Below are 22,131 nucleotides of genomic sequence, written 5' to 3'. Positions count from 1 at the left end.
CCTTGCAGGTGATATTTTATACCATCTGCTACCCTTTAAGCACGGGGGCTTTCACCCTTTTTTCAATCTCTATTTCGGTTTTAGGGATTCCTTGCATGATATTCCAGTGACATTGACATTGCCGCAGTGCATTACTTAAAATCGGTTAGAGTTAATTATTGAGAGGGACTGATTGGATTACCACCACCTTGGCGAACTTGACAGGAAATACGTCTGGCATCCATTTACCCAGATGAAGGAATGGGCAGAGGTCTCCCCTGTGATAATCACAGAGGGCAGCGGGTGTTTTATCAAAGACATCAGCGGCAGATGGTACATAGACGGGGTGTCATCGCTGTGGGTTAATATCTTTGGTCATAGGAAAAAAGAGATAGACGATGCCATAAAAGGGCAGCTTGACCGTATAGCACACAGCACACTGTTGGGACTTGCCGGGGAACCGTCTATCTTGCTTGCTGAGAGGCTTATAAGACTCCTCAGAAAATCTCTTATAGCTGAAAGCAGACCGCCGCTTTTAAGGGTATTTTACTCTGACAACGGCTCAACTGCTGTGGAGGTAGCCCTTAAGATGGCATTTCAGTACTGGCTGCACAAGGGTGTTACTGGGAAAAACACCTTCCTGTCGCTTAACAGGGCCTACCACGGCGATACACTGGGGGCGGTAAGCGTTGGGGGCATAGACATATTCCACGCTGCGTTTAATCCCCTGTTGTTTAAATCATTTAAAAGTCCTGCGCCATATTGTTACAGGTGTGAACTTGGGCTTGACAGGGCGTCGTGCGCGATGGCGTGTCTCAGCGAGATGGAAAGACAATTAGAAGAACACAGCCATGAGATAGCCGCCGTGATAATAGAGCCGAAGATGCAGGCAGCCGGAGGGATGATAGCCGCACCGGAGGGATTTTTAATTGGGGTTCAGCGCTTATGTACTAAATACGGGGTTCTTCTCATCGCCGATGAGATTGCAACCGGGTTTGGAAGAACGGGTGTGATGTTTGCGTGTGCTTTAGAAGGTGTAGTGCCGGACATCATATGTCTGTCGAAGGGAATAACGGGCGGTTACCTCCCCTTAGCCGTCACAGTTGCAACAGATGAGATATACAATGCCTTCCTTGGCGAATACGGACAGATGAAGCAATTCTTTCACGGTCATTCCTATACGGGTAATGCAATTGGCTGTGCTGCAGCCATTGCCGTGCTGGACCTGTTTGACAAAGAAGACACATTAAACCATTTGATGCCCAAAATCGAAATCCTCGATAGATGGCTGAAACGACTCTTACGCCTCAAGCATGTCGGCGATACCAGGAGCGCTGGTTCCATGGCTGGAGTGGAGCTAGTTAAAAATAAGGAGACCAGGGAGGCATACCCCGTTGAAGACAAAACAGGCTGGAGGGTTGTCCTTGATGTCAGAGACAAGGGTGTGTTTTTGAGGCCGCTAGGGGATTGCATAGTGATAATGCCACCCCTGAGCATATCTGAAGAAAATCTAACGGCAATGTTGAGCCGAATCGAAGACTCGATAGCCAGCGTTACAGAAAAACCTAAGGAAAACAGTGCCATATGATTATGAATAATTCACTGCAGGATTACAAATTTGAACCCGTTAGCAAGTCCTTATTATTTACGACATCAGCATTTAAGTCCGAAAAGGGCAGCGTCTTACATAGCGGTATTTATAACAGGGAAATGGCCTCGACGTTTGTTGCAGCAGGCGCTGCGTTTTCTTATTTCGTTGTGGCTGCCCTTTCGGGCTGGCTGAGTTATATTCACTATGCAATTACGGCTGTTTTATTTGCCGTCATTTATCCACTAAGCTGGCTGTATATTTTTAGAAAGGCGGCCATTGCCGTTTTTCTTGATAATGACAACGACATTGCGGCTATTGCCATAAAGGGCACATTTCGTAAGAAAAAGATTTTTAAGGCTCTTAGCCAGCTTAAGGATATTAGAGTAACACACAGGGAAATAGAGACAGGAAATCCCGATGGTGTAGCCTTTGTAGAGAAAATCGCCCTTCAGCACGGCACAGTCATACCGGGCTTCGGTGCAGCGCAGCACATTTATTCGGTTGAGTTGGTTTTTGACGATGCCCAGATTACGGTATACTCATCTGGCGATAAGGACAAGGCTGCGAATGTCCTGTCAGGGTTTAAGGATTACATATTCTCCAACTTTAGCCGCGAGGACTGTTAAGCGAAATAATCTCCATTAATTTATCGTCACTAAGCTTGCCAAATACCCCTATGAGCGTGTCCTCAAGGGGGATTAATACCCACTGCCCCTCGTATTTGTCGTCAACTTTATAAAGCTGCTTGCCGCCGTGCTCAACTATAGAGTATTTCGTGTTACTGGTTTTGAAGAAATTGAGATACGCCGCAAGTGTCTTCTCTGGCTGTTGAATGAGGCAAACAGCGACCTTTTCACCGTCAAGTTCATATTCCCTTTCAAGTGCGTCATGAACAAAGTCGAGCCCCCGATAGTTTTCCTTTATAAACTGTGTCGCAACGACTTTGCCAAACTTTGGAAACCTGTCAAACAGCGTAAAAGGCTCTGCATCGGCACCTATAGATTTCTCCACAACAGAGGCAATCTTACCGGCAGGAACACTGTCATTAAATGTTACAATCTTGACATAGTACCTGCCAGCAAAAAAAAGCACACCGCGAGACAGTGTGTAACCCATTGTGCCCACTGAAGCAGCGGTTGAGTCTGCTGGCAGCTCATCGGTCAAAACGGCAAATGCCTGAATAGGTTTGCCCATGTCGTAGATTTCAACAAGTGTGTCAGCCTGTGTGTCGGCCTTTGCGTATTCGTACACTGTCAGGCTTGAAAATCCTTTTGCTATAAAGTACTCGGCGTGACCGTTGTTATATTCGTAGAGATTGTCTTTTGTGAACTGACGCGGGCGGCCAACTTTCTTGTATCCCTCAACATCCTCGGGAAGCTGAATCGACTCAGCGCCGCCTTTTTGAAATGTGAAATTTACTGCTGCCGCGTCATACCTCTGCCCTGTCATGTATATGACTGCCGCAATTACAGGCAGCAGTCCTATGAGCAGATAGGGCGGCCATCTGAGAGAGCCATCTTTCATACGTTAAACGTAAGCGTCTGATGGGTCTCCTGAAGCATCTGTGCTACCGGCAGTCCATACGGGCACGCTCCAGTACACGCGGTATTCTTACAGGTCAGACACACATCCGCTTTATTGTTGAGCATGGCATATGAGGTCATCGCCCGCTTTTCCATCCCATAGTCTTTGAAATACATCTGATACCTTAGTGAGGCCGCTATCTCTACCCCATTAGCACATACACCCTCGCAAAGCCCGCACCCTGTACGGCAATATGAACTGCCATACGCGCTGGCATACTGATTGAGAATACGCTCATCAGCAGAAGTGTACTGTTGTCCAGAGGCAGGAAGATATTTATCAATGTCCGCGACACTTTTCATTGTTACCACAAGGCCGTTTACTTCTGGGTGTTTTAGTGTCCACTTAAAGGTAGACTGGGCAAAATCAGCGCCCTTGAAATCCAGATTCATGTCCTTTGCCCCGGCCATTGTTTTCATCGCCACAACGCCGACGCCTTTCTTTTTAGCCTCTTTGAGGACATCGGGGCATTTGGGGAACTTCATAAAGTTAAACGCGGGCATTATCATATCATAGTGACCGCTGTTAACGGCTGCCAGGAGGAGGTCTTCCATGTTCGATGGCCCGTGTGAGGAAACGGCGAGGAATTTCACCTTACCGGCCTTTTTGAGGGACTGATAGGCGGCAAGCATGTTTTCATCAAGCAGGCGCTTAAGTTCCTTGTCCTTGTCCTTGTCAACCTCGCCAATGGCGTGGACGAATACAAAATCAAGGTAGTCGGTCTTCATGCGGGAGAGGCTTCCATCGACAGAGGCGATGTACTGCTCTTTGGTGCTGCCGACGGGTAAATGACCGGGATATGGCATGGGAGTGCAGAACTTAGAGGCGATGATGACTTTATCGCGCTTGATACTTTTCATGGCCTCGCCGATGTAGGATTCAGACTTGCCGTAGTCCGGCGCGGTGTCGAAATAATTAATTCCCTTGTCTATAGCCCTCAGCACAAGGGAGGCCGATGGCAGGCCGCCGCAGCCGCATGATATATCGCTCATCTTAAGACCGGTCTTGCCGATCTCTGTATATCGTTTGACTGACCCCGCGGTTTCCTCTGCCGCACTTGCCGCCGGTGAAATCAAGGCCGATGCCGCAGCAACGACTGCCCCAGCTTTTAAGAAATCTCGTCTTCTCATGATGTTATCCTCCTTGTATTGTTAAATTAAACAGCATTCATGCTTGAATTACTTGCTTAATAACCGGATGATGCGTATATGTTTTGAGATAACTGAAGCATCATGACTTCTTATCCTTCAATATTCCTTCAATTTGTGTTAATACGTCTTCCAAAGACACAACCATGCTTTCAATTACCCATGATTCCATGTGCATGTGATAAGGGAAAGTCATCAGTTCTCTGTAATGGGGAGCGTTATCCCATCTTTTGAGCAATTTATTATCTGAATTTTGCCAATGAAAAGAGTAGTCACGTTGAGGTTCATCAATATATTCTCTTGCAATCAGCATAGAACTGTCAATAAAAACGATTCTTATGTTGTAATAAAAACCCCTGTCCCACTGCCTGTAATCATGGACTTCATATGACACTATGAAGTCAGCGTCACTAAGTAACTTCAAAATCAGCATTTTTTACATCACTAATTTTCCGGCTGATATCTTCAAACAAATGCCTGTATGCCTTCCATTCTATATAATCATCCCACTGCTTATAGTCCTCTTCCTGATTTTTTACGGTCTGTTCAAACACTTCATAGGATACATGGTATTTATTCTCGAAATAAACAAGCTTGTCTTTAACTACATGCATATCTGCCATCAACCCCAGAAGCAGACCGTCTACAATATCGCTTTTATTTATTGTTAACATTTTGCACCTCCTCTTACCGGCCAATGTCAAATAAGCGTCCACCGCAGGGCAAACGCATTAGAAAAGTACAACATAGATTTCCTCTTTTGGATTCCCGCTTTCGCGGGAATGACAGACAAGGTAGAACAAATTAACACCTAAGTTTGTCATTTCAGCCCTCATTTTGTCATTCCTGCGAAAGCAGGAATCCATGAAACTCTCTACCGGCGCTAATTTCATGGGTAATATCTGCTTTATTTTTCTAATGCGTTTGCCCTGGCGTCCACCGGATATGACCAGTTACTTGTTAATGATTTATAGTACAACAATCTGTCTCAATCTAACAAATTATATTTTGCTGCTTCTGTCCTGTACCACCTCACCTTTAGGTTACAATAACCCCTGCATATCCTACGACGCGGCCATAGTCGCCGCTGGCCTCTGCCGATGTGGTATATTTTATTATCTCGGCCTTCTTTGCGCCCAGTGCGTTAGCTGCGTGTAACATAATAGCCGCTGGCAGGACGCCGCACATCGTTATGCGCTCCTTTTGCACAACATTATATAAGCCGTCCGGGTCAAGCCTTAAGATCATATCAAGCGCCAGCTTGTCTTTTTGCCTTGCCTGCGGTTCAGGCAGGTAGTGGCTCATGTCTGAGCTTACCGCTATTACAATAGACTTCTCAGCAGACGTGATTACCTTCGCAATGGCCTCGCCCGCCGCCTTGCACTCCTGAGCGTCCAGCCCCATTACCGTTATCGGGACTATTTTTACGGTCTTGGAGAAATACGCGATAAATGGAAGCTGTACTTCCAGTGAATGCTCAAACCTGTGTGCGCTGTGTTCTTCTTTGAATATACCAGTGTTGAGGAGTGCATTGCCAAGTTCTTCGTCTATGTCAAACGTGTGCGTAGGGACTTCCCACTGACCGCTTGACATTATCGAAAACTTCCCGCCTAAGCCCGTATGATTTGGACCTATCAAAATAAACGTATCTGGAAATTCAATTGTTGAATATACCGCCGCAGCCACCACCCCGGAATAGATAAACCCGGCGTGCGGGCTTATTATGCCAATGACCTTTTGCAAGGGGTGGTGTTCAACCCCTGTCATGCAGGCCCCGACCTCAGCGGTAAGGGCGGCCTCTGTACCACTATAAAATTGCCCTGCTACTGCCGCTGGTCTTTTCATTTTAATCTCCCTTGTTATGGCTGGTTATGGGGGTTGTTACTGCTGAGAGTCCTCTAAAAGACCTCTTCGGAGTCTTCGATATAGCTTCCTCCTTCGGTATAGTCCATAAACCTTGTAACCTCGGACAAAAAAGACAAATTCACTTTGACCCCGGCAGGGCCGTTTCTCTGCTTTGCTACATGGAGTTCCGCCTTGCCCTTTGAGGCAGGGTCATCTCTATTATAAACCTCGTCTCTGTATAAAAACAATATGACGTCGGCGTCTTGCTCAATAGCACCGGATTCTCTCAAGTCCGCAATCGTAGGAATTGGAGGCCGACGCTGCTCCACTAATCGATTTAATTGGCTTAGGGCTATGACGGGTATGTTAAGCTCCTTTGCAAGTCCCTTAAGTGAACGGGATATCTCTGATATCTCCTGCTCGCGCCGCTCCACACCCGAACGCCCGCGCACAAGCTGCAGGTAATCGACAATTACCATACCGAGGCCGTGTTCCATTTTTAGCCGCCGTGACTTTGACCTCATCTCAAGCACCCCTATGTCAGAGGCATCGTCTATGTAAATCGGCGCCTCGGCCAGCTTTCCTGCGGCTGATGTAAGTTTAGGCCAGTCTTCTTTCCGTAGAAAACCCTTTCTTACCCGGTTTGAATCGACCATCGCCTCAGAACACAACATTCTCATGGCGAGCTGCCTCTTTGACATCTCGAGACTGAATATGGCCACAGGTTGTTTGACATTCATGCCCACATGCTGGGCGATGTTAAGACACAGGGCTGTCTTTCCCATTGATGGCCGCCCGCCTATGATTATCAGGTCTCCTTGCTGAAACCCCGTTGTCAGTTCGTCGAGGTCTTTAAAGCCCGACGCCACGCCTGTAATGGCCTCCTTGTTGTTATAAAGGCGCTCTATCATCGCGATGCTTTCCTTTACGACCTCTTTTAGTGTCGAAAATGGACGGCGCATTCGCTGCTCAGACAAGGCAAAAATAGTTTTCTCGGCAAAGTCCATCATCTCGTCGGCATCCTGAGACTCTTCATAAATATTTGAGACGATGCTATTAGCTGCCCCAATAAGTCCTCTCAGGATGGCCTTCTCTCTGATTATCTTGCAGTGAAATACGATATTGGCAGATGTAGGGACAGCATTTTGTATAGTTGAAAGATATGATACGCCGCCAGCCTTTTCAATATCATCTTGTTTTCTCAGTTGGTCTACTAAGGTGATTATATCTATTGGTTCGCTGTTGTCAAGGAGACTGAGCATGGCAGAGAATATGCATCTGTGAGATGTTTTATAAAAATCTGCGGGGGTAATTACCTCAAGGGCCTTGTAGATGGCCTCGCTTTCAAGGAGTATGGCACCAAGTACAAATTGCTCGGCGTCAATATTCTGAGGGGGGAGCTTATCTATGGCATAGTCTATATCTCTCATGTTTCTCTCTCTGGCATGTCTTGCTGTACCCCGCGCAGGCCATGAAAGTCACTGTTTATAAGCAGCTCACTCCCGCAGTTGCACTAATATGGGCGGGTGTAGGCGGGTTGCCCCGCCTATATAGGTCCAGCATTATCATGGGAATCGGCTATTATAGCTGTTCCGGCTATTCGGGCGTAACTTCTACAATTACTTGGGCGTGTACCTGCGGGTGTATCTTAACTTTGACCGCGTGTTCCCCGACTCTCTTGATATGCGTATCAAGGAGGATTTTCTTTTTGTCGATGTCAAAGCCCGCTGCTGTAAGCGCCTCGGATATGTCCTTTGTCGTAATAGAACCGAAGAGTTTTCCCTCTTCACCGGCCTTTGCCGTTAGTTGGATTCTATGAGCAGACAATCTTGCGGCCATGGTGTCTGCGCTCACTTTGAGTTTTTTCAGCTTCTCAGCGATTATACGCTTTTCATGTTCCAGCATTTTAAGATTACGGGTATTTGCCTCAACTGCCAGATTTTTTGGCAGGAGATAGTTTCTTGCATATCCTCTTGCAACGTTTACAATTGCCCCCATGTCGCCAAGGTTAGCAACTTCCTCTTTGAGAATTATCTTTGTCAACTTCATTCTATGTACTCCTTTTTTTAACTTTCAGATTATTGCGATAGTATAGCATAATAGGTAAGTTTTTTTTTCAATATAAATTAATCATGGCGGCAGGGCACTGGTCTTTTCTTTTTTTGTTGGAAACGTATACACTTTCATCAGCAAGGTTTACTATGAACGCACTGCAATATATCTACTATTCGGCCTTCAGGTGGAAAAAACAACGTGCCTTAAAAAGGCGCGGGCGGCTCCCGCATCCGGTCGTAAGCATAGGCAATCTCACAGTAGGGGGAACGGGGAAGACCCCGGCTGCTGTTGTGCTTGCAAAAGAGGCCCAAAGGCGCGGCCTAACCCCCGTGATTCTTACTCGCGGCTATAAGGGCACTATCAAAGGCCCGTGTTTTGTATCACGAGGCAATGGCCCAATCCTGACCGCCAAAGAAGGCGGTGATGAGCCCGTGCTGATGGCCAACAGGCTGCCAGGCGTTGAAATCATCAAAGGCTCGAACAGATATGAGGCCGGTCTGCTGTCTGAACGCGGTGATTTCTTTATCCTCGACGACGGGTTTCAGCACTGGGGCTTGCACCGTGATGTTGATATTGTCCTCATTGATGGAATCAACCCCTTTGGAAGCGGTGGGCTTCTGCCCACAGGACGCCTCAGACAACCAATTGAAGCGCTCAAAAGGGCTGATTTCATAGTGAAAACCAAGATGCTGATTTCAACGAAGGAGCCATACACACCCGGGTATTTGATAAACGGCACTGCCATTCCGCCACCGGCCTCATCAGGGTTTATATATGGGGCAGCGCACACGCCGTCGCAGCTGCTTGGACTTGATGGCACAACATACCCGCTGTCGCATATTTCAGGCAGACGGGTACTGGCGTTTTGCGCTATTGGGAATCCAGCCGGGTTTAGCCAAACTCTCTTCTCTTTGGGCTCCTCCTTGGGCGCTGAGATAGTTCAAATGACGGCATTCAGAGACCACCACTACTACACAGATGCCGATGCACTAAAGATACGCAAAACTGCAGAGGCGTACCGTGCAGAATTAATACTAACCACAGAAAAAGACCTGTTAAAGCTGCCCAAAATTATGTCAGACGCGCTGGCGCTTTGCATAGATTTCACTATTGACGCTGGCTTTTATGATGAGGTATTTACTCTGGCGCTCTCCAAACAAATGTCAAACATTATTTACAGTAAGTAATAATAATTATTGACTATTGTGTAGTTTTATGGTATTATTAGTCATCGCAACGTTGGATTGCCACTTGGTATGAGTGTATTATGCAGTAACTTTCTGGGTTGCACTTGTTGGTTTTCAACTGAAGTTATTATTCACCCACAGCCTGAATCTGTAACTGATATATAACAACTGATGTGATATTATAATTACCATAAGGTAACATTGATCTATCACTGATGTCGCTGAGAATGGGAGGGTGGAAATGAAAGATGACATCAGAAAGACAAAAGGCCAGCTCATAGAGGAATTAAGTCAACTGCAGTTAGTAAGCGTTGAGCATAAGATATTGGCAGCAAGGTACAAGGCTGTAATCGAGTTTGCAAACGATGCCGTATTCGTAGCAGATATAGAAACTGGGATTATCATAGATGCAAACCTAAAGGCACAAGAGTTGACGGGCTACAGCAGGGAAGAAATCATTGGAATGCATCAGAGACAGCTCCATCCGGCTGAGGTATTGGATGAAAAAGGAGAGTTTTCAAAATCTTTTACGCGCCATGTAATCAACACACATGCAGTGGAGGAAGAAAAGATAATTCGTAAGGATGGGACTATCCTGGATGTAAGCATTAGCGCTGGGGTAATCGAACTCAGGACAGGGAAGTTAATAATTGGAATTTTCAGAGACATTACCGAACAAAAAAAGATAATATCTGAACTTAAGAGACATCAGGAAGATATGAAAAAACTCCTTACCATGTTAAACACCACCAATCATATCGCAAAGATTGGCGGTTGGACATTGACGCCGGGCACGATGGAAGTAACATGGACTGACGAGGTTTACCATATACATGAACTCCCGGTTACACAGCCACCCGAATTCGTTAAAGCGATGGGGTATTACCCTGAAGAGGTTCGTTTCTTATTAATCGATAAGCTGCAGGAGTGTTTAACTACGGGCAAAACCATAAATATAGAATTACCGTTTACTACAGCTAAGGGCAATCACCTGTGGGTAAGTATAAATGCCATACCTGAACGCGAGAATGGCAATATAGTACGCATAATCGGCTCGTTTCAGGACATTACGCAGCGTAAACAGATGGAAGACCTTATAAGAAAAAATCCGGACATAATAGAGAGGCATGAGACTGAACAGGACAACAACGGCAACTGAAAAAAATCACAGTAGAAAAAAGAGTGGAGTTTATGGTTGAATATTACGGATGGGGTATTTAGTGAAACATATTGTATCATCTCTGCTATTAACGGTGCTGTTTTGTCTATCACTGCCTTCAGTGTATTGTGCTGAGAGGGCAATACCTGCCGGTAAACTTGGCGAAACTGTTGTGCTTGGACGGGAGATTTCATTAAATACTGCTGCGCACACGCTATCAAAACAATACACCGGTAATGTATTAAACTGCTCAAGCTGCCACCTGAAAAACGGCACAGACTTAAAGAACCTGACATATGTCGGAGTTGCCGCTGCTTATCCAGCGTTCTCTTCACGAGAAAACGCTGTTGTCACGCTTGCCGATAGAATCGCCTTTTGCTTCATGCGAAGTATGAACGGACTTCAACCTCCCCCTGACAGTACGCTTGTTACGGCAATCGCCGCATATATCACATGGCTTTCTGAGGGGACTGCCATTAAGATGAACCCTGTTGAGCCAAATGGGCCAAATGCGATGAGACGACTGAACGTCAACCCCAACACTGTTGACTTAGTAAATGGTAAGAAAGTCTATGATGCGCAGTGCGCCTCCTGCCACGCCGAAGACGGTCAGGGTGTTAAGACCATACAATTCCCTGATGCATCGCCGGGCGGCTGCCCACCCCTCTGGGGCGCTAACTCATACAACAAAGGCGCTGGCATGTATAAATTACAAACAGCTGCCTCTTTTATTAAGTCCTCCATGCCCTATGCCGCTGCTAATCTCAGTGAAAAAGATGCCATCGATGTTGCAGCCTATGTCAATTCAAAAGACCGCCCCGACTTTGACCTCAAAAAACATTTGCTTAAATCCGCGCCCCATGCTAAAGTAGCAGATTAATAGTTAATCTGAGGAGGCCGATACTGTGGTTATAAAAGAATTCATAAAAGAGCTTAAGCAGTGTCATTCAATGTTTCACGCCATAAGCGAACGGGCACTTATGGAATCCCTGCAAGTGTTCAGGACGTTTGAACTGAGGGAGGGGGAATCGGCCAGTATTGGCGGGTTTCACGGCGACCTGCTGTTTGTAGTGATTGGAAGGGTAGGGGTAGATGGCGGTAAGAAAGAGTTGACCCCGGGCGATACATTAAACAAACCGCTGCTGCTTCCTGAGCTGCCCAAGTTATTAACAATAACTGCGATTGAGGACTCATGGCTTTGCCATCTCGATGTTGACACATTTTCGTATCTGTCGGGATTAGAAGAGACCTTTGACGATATAAGGCGCGGCGCTAAGTACGATGCAGCGCTGTTGGATAAGATGAGGTTGAGTACGGCCTTCAGGCGGCTGCCGATTGAGTATATAGAAGACGCGGTTAAGAGCATTACTGAGGTTGATGTGAAGGCGGGGGAAGAGATAATCTCTGATGGAAAGGACATAAAGGCGTTTTATGTGCTGGCAGAGGGTAGGGCAGAGGTGTTGAGGCTAAACCCAGAGAGCGGCGAAATAGAAAAGACCGAGGAACTTGGCCCGGGTGATGAGATAGGCGAGGAGGCCATAATAATGGCAGCCAAAAGCCCCTGCACAGTGAAAATGCTTGAGGACGGCTGTGTATATGCGATGGACGTGCAGATGTTCAGGGAAATTCTTCAGAAGCCGCTTCTGGCTGAGGTTGCCCATGAAGTAGCAGTGGCGATGTACAAAAGTGGCATCGCGTTTATCGATGTGCGGTTTGTAGAGGAGTACGATGAGGCTCACATTGTGGGCTGCGTAAATATACCGTTATTTGATCTGATGAAACGCAGGGCAGAGTTTGATACAGGCAAACAATATGTGGTCTACTGCCGCAGTGGCAGGAGGAGTGCCGTTGCAGCATTTAAGCTAAAGCAGTTGAACATAAACGCAGTAAGTCTCAAAGGCGGCATAAAGGCATGGCCGTATAATGACTTATTAGAACCAGTATCTTAAATAAATCAGGAGGCAGGAATAACATGAAGAAAGTTTATTATGTATTAGTGTGTGCGGTGGTAATTTTTGCAGTGAGCAGCGCGTATGCGGCAGAAGGGATTAAGGTGGACATCCCTGTAGTGTTTAAGGACGCTAAAGTCGTATTTAATATGGACCACCTTGCCTTTGACGGGGATAAACCAGTAGGTATTAAATACATGCTGCTTATGAGAGAACGTATGAAGGAGACAAAGACAACTAGAATAATTGGCATATTTCACGGCGATGCGGCCTATATGACGCTTACAGATGAGGCATACAACAAGTTCAGAAAAATAAATACAGGCAATCCCTACAAGAAACTGATAGCAGACATGGTAGCCATGGGGATAGAGCTTGAGGAGTGCATGGTCTCAATGATGGCACACGGCTGGGTAAACTCAGACCTGCTTCCGGGGATTAAGGTAAACGGCGGCGCGGTATCCAGATTGATTCAGCTTGGGCAGGAGGGGTATGTAACAATACACCCATAGGTTTTGGGCTAACCATATTATGCCTCAATGTGAGGATATTGAGGATGTCATTGAGTTATGTTATAATGACATGTAGGAAGTGACTTACCGTTTTTTTGGAGGAAGATATCAGCATTGGCAAACGAAAGGAAGACAGAGGTTATTGTTCGTTCTCACTTTGATAACTACAAAGGCTATGTTGACATAGAAGAGCAGCGTTCAGAAAATCCTAAAATAAATAAACTATTAAAAACAGCATCGAAAAAAGGAAGTGGACATGGGTACCCTGAATTTATAATTACACTGAAAGAAAACCATGATTTACTTATAGTTGTCGAATGTAAAGCTGACACATCAAAGCATGAAAGCCCAAATAGAGATAAGTATTCTGAATACGCAGTTGACGGGGCATTGCTTTATGCATCATATCTTTCAAAAGATTTCGATGTCTTGGCTATAGCTGTTAGTGGACAGACGATTCAGCAACTTAAAGTCTCTCATTTCTTACAATTAAAAGGCAGTAAAAAGGTTACTCCGATTTTTAGCGGCAACCTGCTTTCAGTAAATGATTACTTAAGTGGATATTTAATAAGCGATGAAAAGCTTAGTCAGGACTACAATATTCTTTTAGAATTTACAAAGAAGTTAAACGATAGATTACATTCCTATAAAATATCAGAAAAATATCGTAGTCTATTAATAAGCTGTATTTTGATGGCATTAGAGAATAGGAGATTTAAAACTACTTATCAATCGTATGGACCATCAGATACAAAAGAATTAGCTGAGAATCTTGTGGATACAGTAGTCAGGGAATTAAAAAATTCAGACATTAGAAGTGATTATCTTGATAACCTAAAGGTTCAGTTTGGTTTTATTAAAACTGACACTTCACTTTCTACAAAAAAAGACGTGCTTAAAGAATTGATCTCAGATATTGATAAAAATATAAACTCATTTATTAAAACTCATAAATACATTGATGTTCTTGGTCAGCTATATATTGAATTTCTCCGATATGCCAATAGCGATAAAGGATTGGGAATAGTCCTCACCCCTCCTCATATTACAGAACTATTTGCCGAATTAGCACAGGTAAATAAAAATAGTATAGTTTATGATAACTGTACTGGCACAGGAGGCTTTTTAATTAGTGCAATGAAAAAAATGATTGAAGATGTAAAGGGGGATAGTGAAACAATCTATAGAATAAAGAAAGAACAGTTGATAGGTGTGGAATATGCCGCAGATATCTTTGCATTGGCTGTATCAAATATGTATATTCATCAGGATGGAAAGACTAATATCATAAATGGAGACTGCTTTGATTCTGATATTATCAAAGTAATAAGAAGCAAAAAGCCGACAATTGGGTTACTAAATCCACCCTACAAAACTCGTAAGTACGAAACAGAAGAACTAGAATTTGTTTTAAATAATATGGAATGTTTAGCCGATGGCGCAAAGTGCATAAGTATTGTCCCTATGCAAAGTGCATTAGCGCAAAGTGGTAAGGTATATGAACTAAAAAAGAAACTAATAGAGAATCATACGTTAGAGGCAGTTTTATCAATGCCAAATGAATTATTTTTTAATTCAAAGGTTGGAGTAGTCTCTTGTATCATGATATTTACTGCACATATACCCCATCTAAAAAATAAAGAAACTTATTTTGGGTATTACAAGGATGACGGTTTTGTAAAGCGTAAAATACAAGGACGAATCGATGCTTACGGAAAGTGGAATGAGATAAAAGAAAAATGGACAACATATTATATAAACAGAAAATCTGAACCAGGATTTAGTGTCAATAAGGTAGTAACAGCTAAAGATGAATGGTGTGCTGAAGCATATATGGAGACAGATTATTCGAAATTAACAAGGGATGATTTTTATAAAACTGTCAGGATGTATGTTTTATTTAATGAATTATTTTTAAAAAATGAATAGGCTCATTCCCATAAAGGCGCTATTTACTCCTGTATATGGAGTTAATCTCGAATTCATAAATCTTGAAGAATGTAATAAGGAAGATTTGGATAGTATAAGATTTATTTCTAGAACAGAGCAAAACAACGGTATTTCTGCTTATGTAAAAAAAACAGATGAAATTAAACCCAATCCGGCACATACAATTTCAGTTGCTGTTAGTGGTTCGGTGTTAGCGTCTTTTTATCAGGATGAAGAATATTATAGCGGAAGAGATTTATATTACCTTAGTCCGAAAAAAAAAATGAGTAAAGAGGAAATGCTATTTTATGCTTATTGTATAAAACTCAATAAATATAGGTATAATTATGGCAGAGCAGCAAATAAAACATTAAAAGATATTCTTGTTCCTGCCGAAATGCCAATACAATTTAAAAATATTTTACTGAATACAATTCTGATTCCTTCGGATGAAAAGCTATTCAAAAAACACATTGAATTACAAACTGAAAAATGGCAGTGGTTTCAACTACAACAACTTTTTGATGTTAAGAAGGGAAAACGATTGATAAAAGCTGATATGACACAAGGCACTACCCCTTTTGTTGGGTCTATCGACTCAAATAATGGATACAGAGAATATATTGGTCAAGAGCCAATTCATAAGGGTAATACTATCACTGTAAATTATAATGGTTCTGTAGCAGAGGCATTTTATCAGCCTGAGCCATTTTGGGCATCAGATGACGTGAATGTACTCTATCCAAAATTTGCAATGAATCCATTCGCTGCCTTATTTTTAGTAACACTAATAAAATTAGAAAAATATCGTTTTAATTATGGTCGTAAATGGCACATAGGCCGGATGGAAATATCAGAAATAAAGCTTCCCGTAACTATTGAAGGCAATCCTGATTTTGATTTTATGGAAAATTATATAAAATCGTTACCATATTCGAGTTCATTATGAGCCTCACGAAGTAATTTGAATATTGATTGGAATTCCTTATAAAACATTCGCAAGGGTACTTGACAAGTATGAGGAGATAGGAGGATATTAGGAAATGGCTGCTGTCTTACGCCCGGCAGTAGTTTGCCTCGTAGCAGCCCAGCTCCTTTATCGCCGGGTTTGTGCCGCAGATAGGGCATTCGGGGTTTCTGGGGACTTTTACTTTTCTGAAGTTTGTCTTTAGGGCGTCGTATATCAGGAGCGTGTTCTTTAGGACATCGCCTTTGCCGAGGATTAGCTTTAGGACTTCCATCGCCTGTAGTGTGCCGATTATTCCCGGCAGTACACCAAGCACTCCCCCCTCCTGACACGATGGCACAAGCCCCTCTGGCGGCATCTCCTCAAATAGGCATCTGTAACAGTGCCCCTCTCCGGGGATTATCGTTGTCACCTGCCCCTCAAATCTCAATACAGCTCCGCTTGACAGCGGCTTTCCCGCTAACACACATGCGTCGTTTACAAGGTATCTCGTAGGAAAGTTGTCGCTTCCATCTATCACTATGTCGTAGTCTTTTATATAGCCAATGATGTTCTCAGGTGTCAGGCGCTCTTTTATCGCGACTATCTCTACATCGGGGTTTAATGCCTCAAGGACGCCCTTTGCCGATTCCACCTTCGGGATTCCTACGGTCTTTGTGCTGTGAAGTATCTGGCGCTGAAGATTGCTCAAATCCACCATGTCGTCATCGACTATGGCAATCCTGCCCACGCCCGCCGCAGTCAGATAATAACTAATCGGACAGCCAAGCCCTCCTGCACCAATTAAAAACACCTTCGCCGCTGAAATCTTTGCCTGTCCCTTTCCTCCTACCTCCGGCAATATGATATGCCGACTGTAGCGTATCATCTGGTCGTCTGTAAACTGGTCTTCAGTAAACCCCACGACCTGCTAATCCCTCTCTTTCCTTATCAATATTATCCAATCTGTATCGTTTACTTTATCAACTGACAGTACACGCTGACCGTGGTCCTGCATTGACCTTGGAATGCTCGCTGCCGCTTCCGGATAATTCAGCAGTATCTCCAGCACTTCGCCCGTGTTCATCGATTCGATTGACAGTTTTGACCTTACAAACGTATACGGGCATTTCAGCCCCCTTATGTCTATCCTCTTGTCAGGTATTATCTCTTCCATGCCTTGTCACGCCTCCTGTGCTGCTAATTATATTCTTTATCTTCTACTCGAATGAACCTTGTCTTAGCGGCAACTACCGGAGTCTTGTCTATCTCTCTTACTGCGTTTACTATGTCCCGTTCTTTTGCCTTGTGGGTCAGGACTACCAGCGGGACTGCTTCTCCCTCTCTTCTTCCTTTTTGTATGACGGCTGATATGCTGATATTGTGTTCCCCTAACACGCCGGAAATCTTCGACAGTACGCCCGGCTTGTCAACAACTGTGAATCTGAAATAGTACATAGTCTCTATGTCTGATATGTCCTTTATTTTAAACCCTGTACCAGCGTTTTGAGCAGCATTTAAAAATGAGCAGCCCCTTCTTTCACAACTGGTTTCACCCCTGCTGGCAATATCAATTATATCGCTGACTACGGCACTGCCTGTTGGCATATCCCCGGCGCCGCGCCCGTAGTACATCGTCTCACCTACGGCATCCCCGACAACATAAACGGCATTAAGCACATCGTCTACCTTTGATATAAGATAGTCCTCCGGCAGCATCGTTGGATGCACACGCAGCTCTATCTCCGAGTCCACAACCTTTGCTATTGCAAGCAGCTTTATCTTATAGCCAAGCTCAGAGGCATAAGCAATATCCTCCGGCGTTATAGCCGTTATGCCTTCTTTGTATACCTTATCAAATGACAGTCCAATGCCGTATGACAGCGATGCAAGCAGCGTCAGCTTATGGGCTGTATCTATACCCTCAATATCAAACGTTGGGTCAGCCTCTGCATAGCCCAACCGCTGGGCGTCTTTTAGTACCATATCAAACGGTGCGCCTTCTTTTGTCATGCGCGTCAGGATATAATTTGACGTACCGTTTATTATTCCATAAATGGACAGGATATTGTTTGCCGCAAGCCCCTCACGCATTACCTTTATGATGGGGATTCCACCGGCTACGGCTGCCTCAAACCCAATACTCCTGTGTTGAGCATCTGCCTCAGTGAATATCTCAGTGCCATGTGTTGCCAGCAGTGCCTTGTTGGCCGTTACGACATGCTTACCATTTTTTAGCGCTGCAAGCATGAATTTCTTTGCCGGTTCTATGCCCCCGATTAGCTCAACTACGACATCAATGGCGGGGTCGTTTATGATCTCAAAGGCGTCAGTTGTCAGCACTCCCTGTGGGATTGCAACGCCGCGGTCACGTTCTGTATCAAGGTCGGCTATGCGTCTGAGGATGATTTTTTTGCCTGTGCGTCTTTCTATCAACCCGGCGTTCTGAAGGATTATCCTTGCAGTGCCGCTTCCTACGGTGCCAAACCCTATGATCCCGACATTTACGGACTGGACGGCTTGACTCATTTTGCCAGCAGCCTTTTGATGCCCTTCAGGGCCTGCTTTATCCTGTGTTCGTTTTCCACTATCGCAAATCTAACATAACCGTTGCCGCTGTCTCCGAACCCTATGCCCGGTGATACTGCTACTTTGGCCTCTTTTATCATCAGTTTACAAAAGTCCAGAGAACCCAGTGACTTGAACTCTTCAGGGATTTCAGCCCACACAAACATGGTTGCCTTCGGTGCAGGTATATGCCATCCGGCGCGGTTGAGGCCGTCTATGAGTACATCCCTGCGGCTTTCATAGGTCTTGCGAATATCCTCTACGACTGTCTGGTCTCCCCTGAGGGCCACAATGGAGGCTATTTGAATAGGCTGGAACATGCCGTAATCAAGATAGCTTTTAATCTTCGTCAGTGCGCCGACTATTTCGCGGTTACCGCAGCAATACCCTACGCGCCACCCTGCCATCGAGTAGCTCTTTGTCATCGAGAAAAACTCCACGCCTACGTCAAGCGCACCTTTTGCCTGAAGGAAACTTGGCGCCTTGTAGTCATCAAACACAAGGTCGGCATACGCAAGGTCATGGATTACCATGAGGTCGTTTTCTTTTGCAAAATCCACTACCTTCTGAAAAAAATCTACACCTACTACCTCTGTTGTTGGATTGTGAGGGAAGTTGATTATGAGGACTTTTGGTCTTGGCCATGTGTTTTTATATGCCTTTTCCATCTCGTCAAAGAAATTTATGCCGGGGCCGATTGGGATATTCCTTACCTGCCCTCCGGCGATTATTACGCTGTATGGGTGAATAGGATAAGCAGGTGTCGGCGTAAGGGCAACATCCTGCGGTTCAATCATGGCAAGTATCAGGTGGCTCAGGCCCTCTTTAGAGCCTATCGTAACAACTGCATTTTCATCCGGGTTAAGGCTGACGCCATAGCGCCTGTCGTACCACTCGCAGATAGCCATTCTTAGCTGAGTGATTCCGCGGGAGGCCGAGTACATGTGATTTTTCGAGTTCTTCGATGCCTCGCGCAGCTTGTCGATGATATGTGGCGGTGTAGGCATATCGGGATTGCCCATCCCCAGGTCGATGATGTCCTCACCGCGCCGCCTTGCCTCCATCTTCAGATTGTTCACAATCGCAAAGACATAGGGCGGTAGTCTTTTTATTCTATTAAATTCAAACATGCGCTTATTATACAACAATGAGTTCATTTATGTAATAAAATTTTTTAGAATTTTTTTTGGGGTGACAAGTTCACTCGATTATTTTCAACAGTGCGTGAGGCTATTCCCGATAGAATATGCCAGACATTTGACAAGACATTTGAAACCATTTGACGTAACGTACTAATTTGGCATACTATTACCGGTGATGAACAAACAGGAAGTCCTATATTACTTAAAGCGTGAGATTAACACCATGATGGTCACAAGGCATGAAAGTGTCGTCACCTTGTGGTGCCCGCTAAACACAAAGCAAAGCGAGACCGACCTTAATAATCCATATTTGCCGATGCTTGAGTATGCTAGGCATATACTGTGCCTCCTGTTTTTTGTACCGGTGCCGGAGCGTATTCTGGTAATTGGGCTTGGCGGGGGGACTATTCCCACTGCCCTTTGTGCCGCAGCTGAAGGGGCAGTCATAGATGTCGTCGAAATAGACACTGAGGTTGCTGCCATAGCGGAGAGATTTTTTCACTTCAGACCGTCCAACCGTCTCAGGCTCTTTCTTGGTGACGGAGCTGTCTTCGTTCAGGAATCGAAAGCGCTCTATGATGTCATAATCTTAGATGCCTACACGGGGGCACACATATCTGACTCAGTCTGTTCTGAGGCGTTTTATTCCGGTGTATCACACCGCCTCACAGACAGAGGTATTGTGGCAGTGAATATAATTACCGGCAATAAGGCGTTATTCAGGAACAAACTCAGGCTTCTTCACGGGGTGTTTGGAAGTATATCTACGTTGGATTGTAAGGGTTCAAAAAATACCATTGTATTTGCTGGTAAAAAAAAGATACATAAGTCCACTTTGTTGCAAAATGCCGAATTAGTCGAGCCAAGGTTCCCTGCGGGTTTTCGCCCTTCGGCACTCATAGAACAATTTAAGGGTGTGCCTCTCTTTGAGAAGGCTAAGTGGCAATTGAGCAATATGTGCAAACATGGGCGCTGACCTTAAATTGTCATACTCTTAAGCTGGCCTGTAAAGGCTGGCCCCATAAGCAGAATTACCAGTTAGTTCTTCTATAAAATGGCATTTATCTGGTCAACTAACTCTACAAGCTGCTGACACTTGTCGTTAAACTCCCTGACCATCGAAAGGATAATGGGTTTAACGTCTGCACCCTGCATTAACGAGGCAAATACATCAGAGCGCTGAGACTTAAAGTACTTATACATCCAATTTGCCGATGGCTTCAGCCCCAGCTTAGTGCAATTGTCCTTAAGTTCTTGAATTTCCTTGTGCTGTGTCGAAAGGTTCCACGGCCCAATTATCCCAAAATACCAGTTTTCAACATTATCCCCAACGCCGCCCATAACGCATATTGCAAACCGAAAGAAATTATCCCCCTGATATGATGGATTGACTATCTCTATGCGCTGTGCCTTGTAGTGGTCCTTGTTTGGTATCTTTGAAATACCGTAGTTGGCGGCACATTTTTCAGCGTCAAATGCATCCTGAAATAATCTCTTGTGATGTTCGAAGGATATTTCTGGAAATAGACCTACTAACTCCCTGATAGCAAAATAATTGTCCGAGGTTGCTAAATCCTCTATCATCTTTTTACGCGGATTCTCCATGATTATATTCCCCCTTTATAGTTCGTTTATGATTTCGATATACTGGATAATTGACTGCTTTAATTTCTGAGGAGTTATGGTCGCCACTGTCCCTTCTAACCAGTTTTTTACGTCACGCTTATATGACAATAACCTTGTCTTCCCCAGTTTCAGTTCAATCTCAGAACGAGTAAACTCACCCTCTGAATCAAATGCGGCCTCTGATGGCTCATCTCCACGAATCGTTAGATAAAACACCCCGCCATCCCTGTTTATGTCTTCATACCGCTCTTGCCATAACTTAAAATGCCTGCTCAACTGACCGCTGCGTATCCCTGTGTATATCTTATTTTCAATGAAAAAACCAATATTCAAGCGATCATTGCAGATTCTCAGGTCTATCTGTTCAGCTTCACGCTCAACATGCCAGTTTGGGTTAGGTATATCGCCCTTATAAAACCCAGGCACCTTCTCACCTATCATCCTAAGAAAACTGTCTAAAAAAAGCCTTCCCTGCCCATGACTGCCATACGGGCTTAACAGCCCATATAGAAATGGGGTATGAAATTCAGCCTCTTTGGTCTCTATGCCTAATACCCTGAAGGAGTTCCACTCCGGTGCATGTTCACGCCGATGGATTGCCTCTTCCTCCATATATTCTTGTATCTTTGGTTTTAAATCTTTAAAAGTAAGGAGTAAACTGGTTTCCTGCTGCTCCTTCACTATGTCGATAATGCTTACTAGGTTTGTGATATCTACAAGTTTTCTGTTTTGATATTCTTGTATTATTGGTTTTAATTCTCCAAATTTAGTTAGTGATAATTCGGCTTGCTGCTTTTTCGAAGCACTGAGAGTTTTCACCAGTCTGTTTACGAACTTAGTAGTAAGCACCAACAATTCTCCTCTGTCTTAACATCTCTATGAATCACTGCTTAGAATTGAACTATCGGGAT

At 44.5% G+C, this 22,131-nt stretch carries 23 protein-coding genes; 10 read left to right on the top strand and 13 right to left on the bottom strand.

The window, feature by feature from the left end; genetic code table 11:
* Window positions 1-172: 172 nt before the first annotated feature.
* Together bioA and ASN18_RS07665 are read left to right on the top strand one after the other, a co-directional pair.
* Complete coding sequence (gene bioA, locus ASN18_RS07670; RefSeq protein ID WP_085052155.1) at window positions 173-1,567, top strand: adenosylmethionine--8-amino-7-oxononanoate transaminase; 1,395 nt, start codon at window positions 173-175, stop codon at window positions 1,565-1,567.
* Between the two features lie 2 nt (window positions 1,568-1,569).
* On the top strand, window positions 1,570-2,196 hold the full coding sequence (locus ASN18_RS07665) for a hypothetical protein (RefSeq protein ID WP_157072881.1): 627 nt from the start codon (window positions 1,570-1,572) through the stop codon (window positions 2,194-2,196).
* On the opposite strand, the gene ASN18_RS07660 is transcribed toward ASN18_RS07665, so the two are convergent.
* The 7 genes from ASN18_RS07660 to rplI form a co-directional block, all read right to left on the bottom strand.
* Window positions 2,177-3,094: a DUF6599 family protein gene (locus ASN18_RS07660; protein ID WP_085052153.1), complete on the bottom strand. Its 918-nt coding sequence runs from the start codon at window positions 3,092-3,094 to the stop codon at window positions 2,177-2,179. The two genes, ASN18_RS07665 and ASN18_RS07660, sit on opposite strands and share 20 nt — an antisense overlap.
* Window positions 3,091-4,284 (bottom strand): aldo/keto reductase, encoded by a 1,194-nt coding sequence (locus tag ASN18_RS07655; protein WP_085052152.1) that lies wholly within the window; start codon window positions 4,282-4,284, stop codon window positions 3,091-3,093. Before ASN18_RS07655 ends, ASN18_RS07660 begins: the two co-directional genes overlap by 4 nt.
* A gap of 100 nt (window positions 4,285-4,384) precedes the next feature.
* Window positions 4,385-4,735, bottom strand: coding sequence for a toxin-antitoxin system TumE family protein (locus tag ASN18_RS07650; RefSeq protein WP_085052151.1), 351 nt, complete (start codon window positions 4,733-4,735; stop codon window positions 4,385-4,387).
* Window positions 4,713-4,976 (bottom strand): hypothetical protein, encoded by a 264-nt coding sequence (locus ASN18_RS07645; RefSeq protein ID WP_085052150.1) that lies wholly within the window; start codon window positions 4,974-4,976, stop codon window positions 4,713-4,715. Before ASN18_RS07645 ends, ASN18_RS07650 begins: the two co-directional genes overlap by 23 nt.
* A 364-nt stretch (window positions 4,977-5,340) precedes the next feature.
* Window positions 5,341-6,147, bottom strand: coding sequence for an AmmeMemoRadiSam system protein B (gene amrB, locus ASN18_RS07640; protein ID WP_085052149.1), 807 nt, complete (start codon window positions 6,145-6,147; stop codon window positions 5,341-5,343).
* Window positions 6,148-6,200: 53 nt separating this feature from the next.
* Entirely contained in the window at window positions 6,201-7,577 is a 1,377-nt protein-coding gene (gene dnaB / locus ASN18_RS07635) for a replicative DNA helicase (protein ID WP_085052148.1), read from the bottom strand.
* A gap of 166 nt (window positions 7,578-7,743) precedes the next feature.
* Window positions 7,744-8,196: a 50S ribosomal protein L9 gene (gene rplI / locus ASN18_RS07630; RefSeq protein ID WP_085052147.1), complete on the bottom strand. Its 453-nt coding sequence runs from the start codon at window positions 8,194-8,196 to the stop codon at window positions 7,744-7,746.
* A 152-nt stretch (window positions 8,197-8,348) separates the two neighbouring features.
* Here rplI and lpxK point away from each other — a divergent pair, with 152 nt between their 5' ends.
* From lpxK to ASN18_RS07595, 7 genes are all read left to right on the top strand, one after another.
* A complete protein-coding gene (gene lpxK, locus ASN18_RS07625; protein WP_236861597.1) occupies window positions 8,349-9,389 on the top strand; it encodes a tetraacyldisaccharide 4'-kinase in 1,041 nt (346 codons plus the stop codon).
* A gap of 241 nt (window positions 9,390-9,630) precedes the next feature.
* Window positions 9,631-10,548, top strand: a complete 918-nt coding sequence (locus ASN18_RS07620) for a PAS domain-containing protein (protein WP_085052145.1) — start codon at window positions 9,631-9,633, stop codon at window positions 10,546-10,548.
* Window positions 10,549-10,609: 61 nt separating this feature from the next.
* Entirely contained in the window at window positions 10,610-11,428 is an 819-nt protein-coding gene (locus ASN18_RS07615) for a c-type cytochrome (protein WP_236861596.1), read from the top strand.
* A 25-nt stretch (window positions 11,429-11,453) separates the two neighbouring features.
* A complete protein-coding gene (locus ASN18_RS07610; protein WP_085052143.1) occupies window positions 11,454-12,497 on the top strand; it encodes a cyclic nucleotide-binding domain-containing protein in 1,044 nt (347 codons plus the stop codon).
* Between the two features lie 23 nt (window positions 12,498-12,520).
* Window positions 12,521-13,009: a DsrE family protein gene (locus ASN18_RS07605; protein ID WP_085052142.1), complete on the top strand. Its 489-nt coding sequence runs from the start codon at window positions 12,521-12,523 to the stop codon at window positions 13,007-13,009.
* Window positions 13,010-13,123: 114 nt separating this feature from the next.
* Window positions 13,124-14,938, top strand: coding sequence for an HsdM family class I SAM-dependent methyltransferase (locus ASN18_RS07600; RefSeq protein WP_085052141.1), 1,815 nt, complete (start codon window positions 13,124-13,126; stop codon window positions 14,936-14,938).
* An 85-nt stretch (window positions 14,939-15,023) separates the two neighbouring features.
* Window positions 15,024-15,887, top strand: a complete 864-nt coding sequence (locus tag ASN18_RS07595; protein WP_236861595.1) for a restriction endonuclease subunit S — start codon at window positions 15,024-15,026, stop codon at window positions 15,885-15,887.
* 106 nt (window positions 15,888-15,993) lie between these two features.
* Here ASN18_RS07595 and ASN18_RS07590 read toward each other — a convergent pair whose 3' ends face one another.
* The 4 genes from ASN18_RS07590 to ASN18_RS07575 are packed head-to-tail and all read right to left on the bottom strand — an operon-like array spanning window position 15,994 to window position 19,582.
* A complete protein-coding gene (locus tag ASN18_RS07590) occupies window positions 15,994-16,809 on the bottom strand; it encodes a HesA/MoeB/ThiF family protein (RefSeq protein WP_236861594.1) in 816 nt (271 codons plus the stop codon).
* A gap of 6 nt (window positions 16,810-16,815) precedes the next feature.
* A complete protein-coding gene (locus ASN18_RS07585) occupies window positions 16,816-17,061 on the bottom strand; it encodes a sulfurtransferase TusA family protein (RefSeq protein WP_085052139.1) in 246 nt (81 codons plus the stop codon).
* Between the two features lie 23 nt (window positions 17,062-17,084).
* Entirely contained in the window at window positions 17,085-18,413 is a 1,329-nt protein-coding gene (locus tag ASN18_RS07580; protein ID WP_085052138.1) for a homoserine dehydrogenase, read from the bottom strand.
* Window positions 18,410-19,582, bottom strand: a complete 1,173-nt coding sequence (locus ASN18_RS07575) for an aminotransferase class I/II-fold pyridoxal phosphate-dependent enzyme (protein WP_085052137.1) — start codon at window positions 19,580-19,582, stop codon at window positions 18,410-18,412. The genes ASN18_RS07580 and ASN18_RS07575 overlap by 4 nt, the downstream gene beginning before the upstream one ends.
* Window positions 19,583-19,769: 187 nt before the next feature.
* Here ASN18_RS07575 and ASN18_RS07570 point away from each other — a divergent pair, with 187 nt between their 5' ends.
* Window positions 19,770-20,570, top strand: coding sequence for a spermidine synthase (locus tag ASN18_RS07570; RefSeq protein ID WP_085052136.1), 801 nt, complete (start codon window positions 19,770-19,772; stop codon window positions 20,568-20,570).
* A 71-nt stretch (window positions 20,571-20,641) separates the two neighbouring features.
* Here the strand turns inward: ASN18_RS07570 and ASN18_RS07565 are convergent, their stop codons facing one another.
* Both ASN18_RS07565 and ASN18_RS07560 read right to left on the bottom strand, forming a co-directional pair.
* Window positions 20,642-21,199: a hypothetical protein gene (locus tag ASN18_RS07565; RefSeq protein ID WP_085052135.1), complete on the bottom strand. Its 558-nt coding sequence runs from the start codon at window positions 21,197-21,199 to the stop codon at window positions 20,642-20,644.
* Window positions 21,200-21,214: 15 nt separating this feature from the next.
* Window positions 21,215-22,069, bottom strand: a complete 855-nt coding sequence (locus ASN18_RS07560; protein ID WP_085052134.1) for a PD-(D/E)XK nuclease family protein — start codon at window positions 22,067-22,069, stop codon at window positions 21,215-21,217.
* Between the last annotated feature and the right edge of the window lie 62 nt (window positions 22,070-22,131).

The sequence above is a fragment of the Candidatus Magnetominusculus xianensis genome (assembly GCA_001541255.1).
In the GTDB taxonomy this organism is placed as follows: Bacteria; Nitrospirota; Thermodesulfovibrionia; order Thermodesulfovibrionales; family Magnetobacteriaceae; genus Magnetominusculus; species Magnetominusculus xianensis.
The sequence above is the reverse complement of the archived record's forward strand: the minus strand, read 5'-3'. Positions and strand labels throughout refer to the sequence as shown.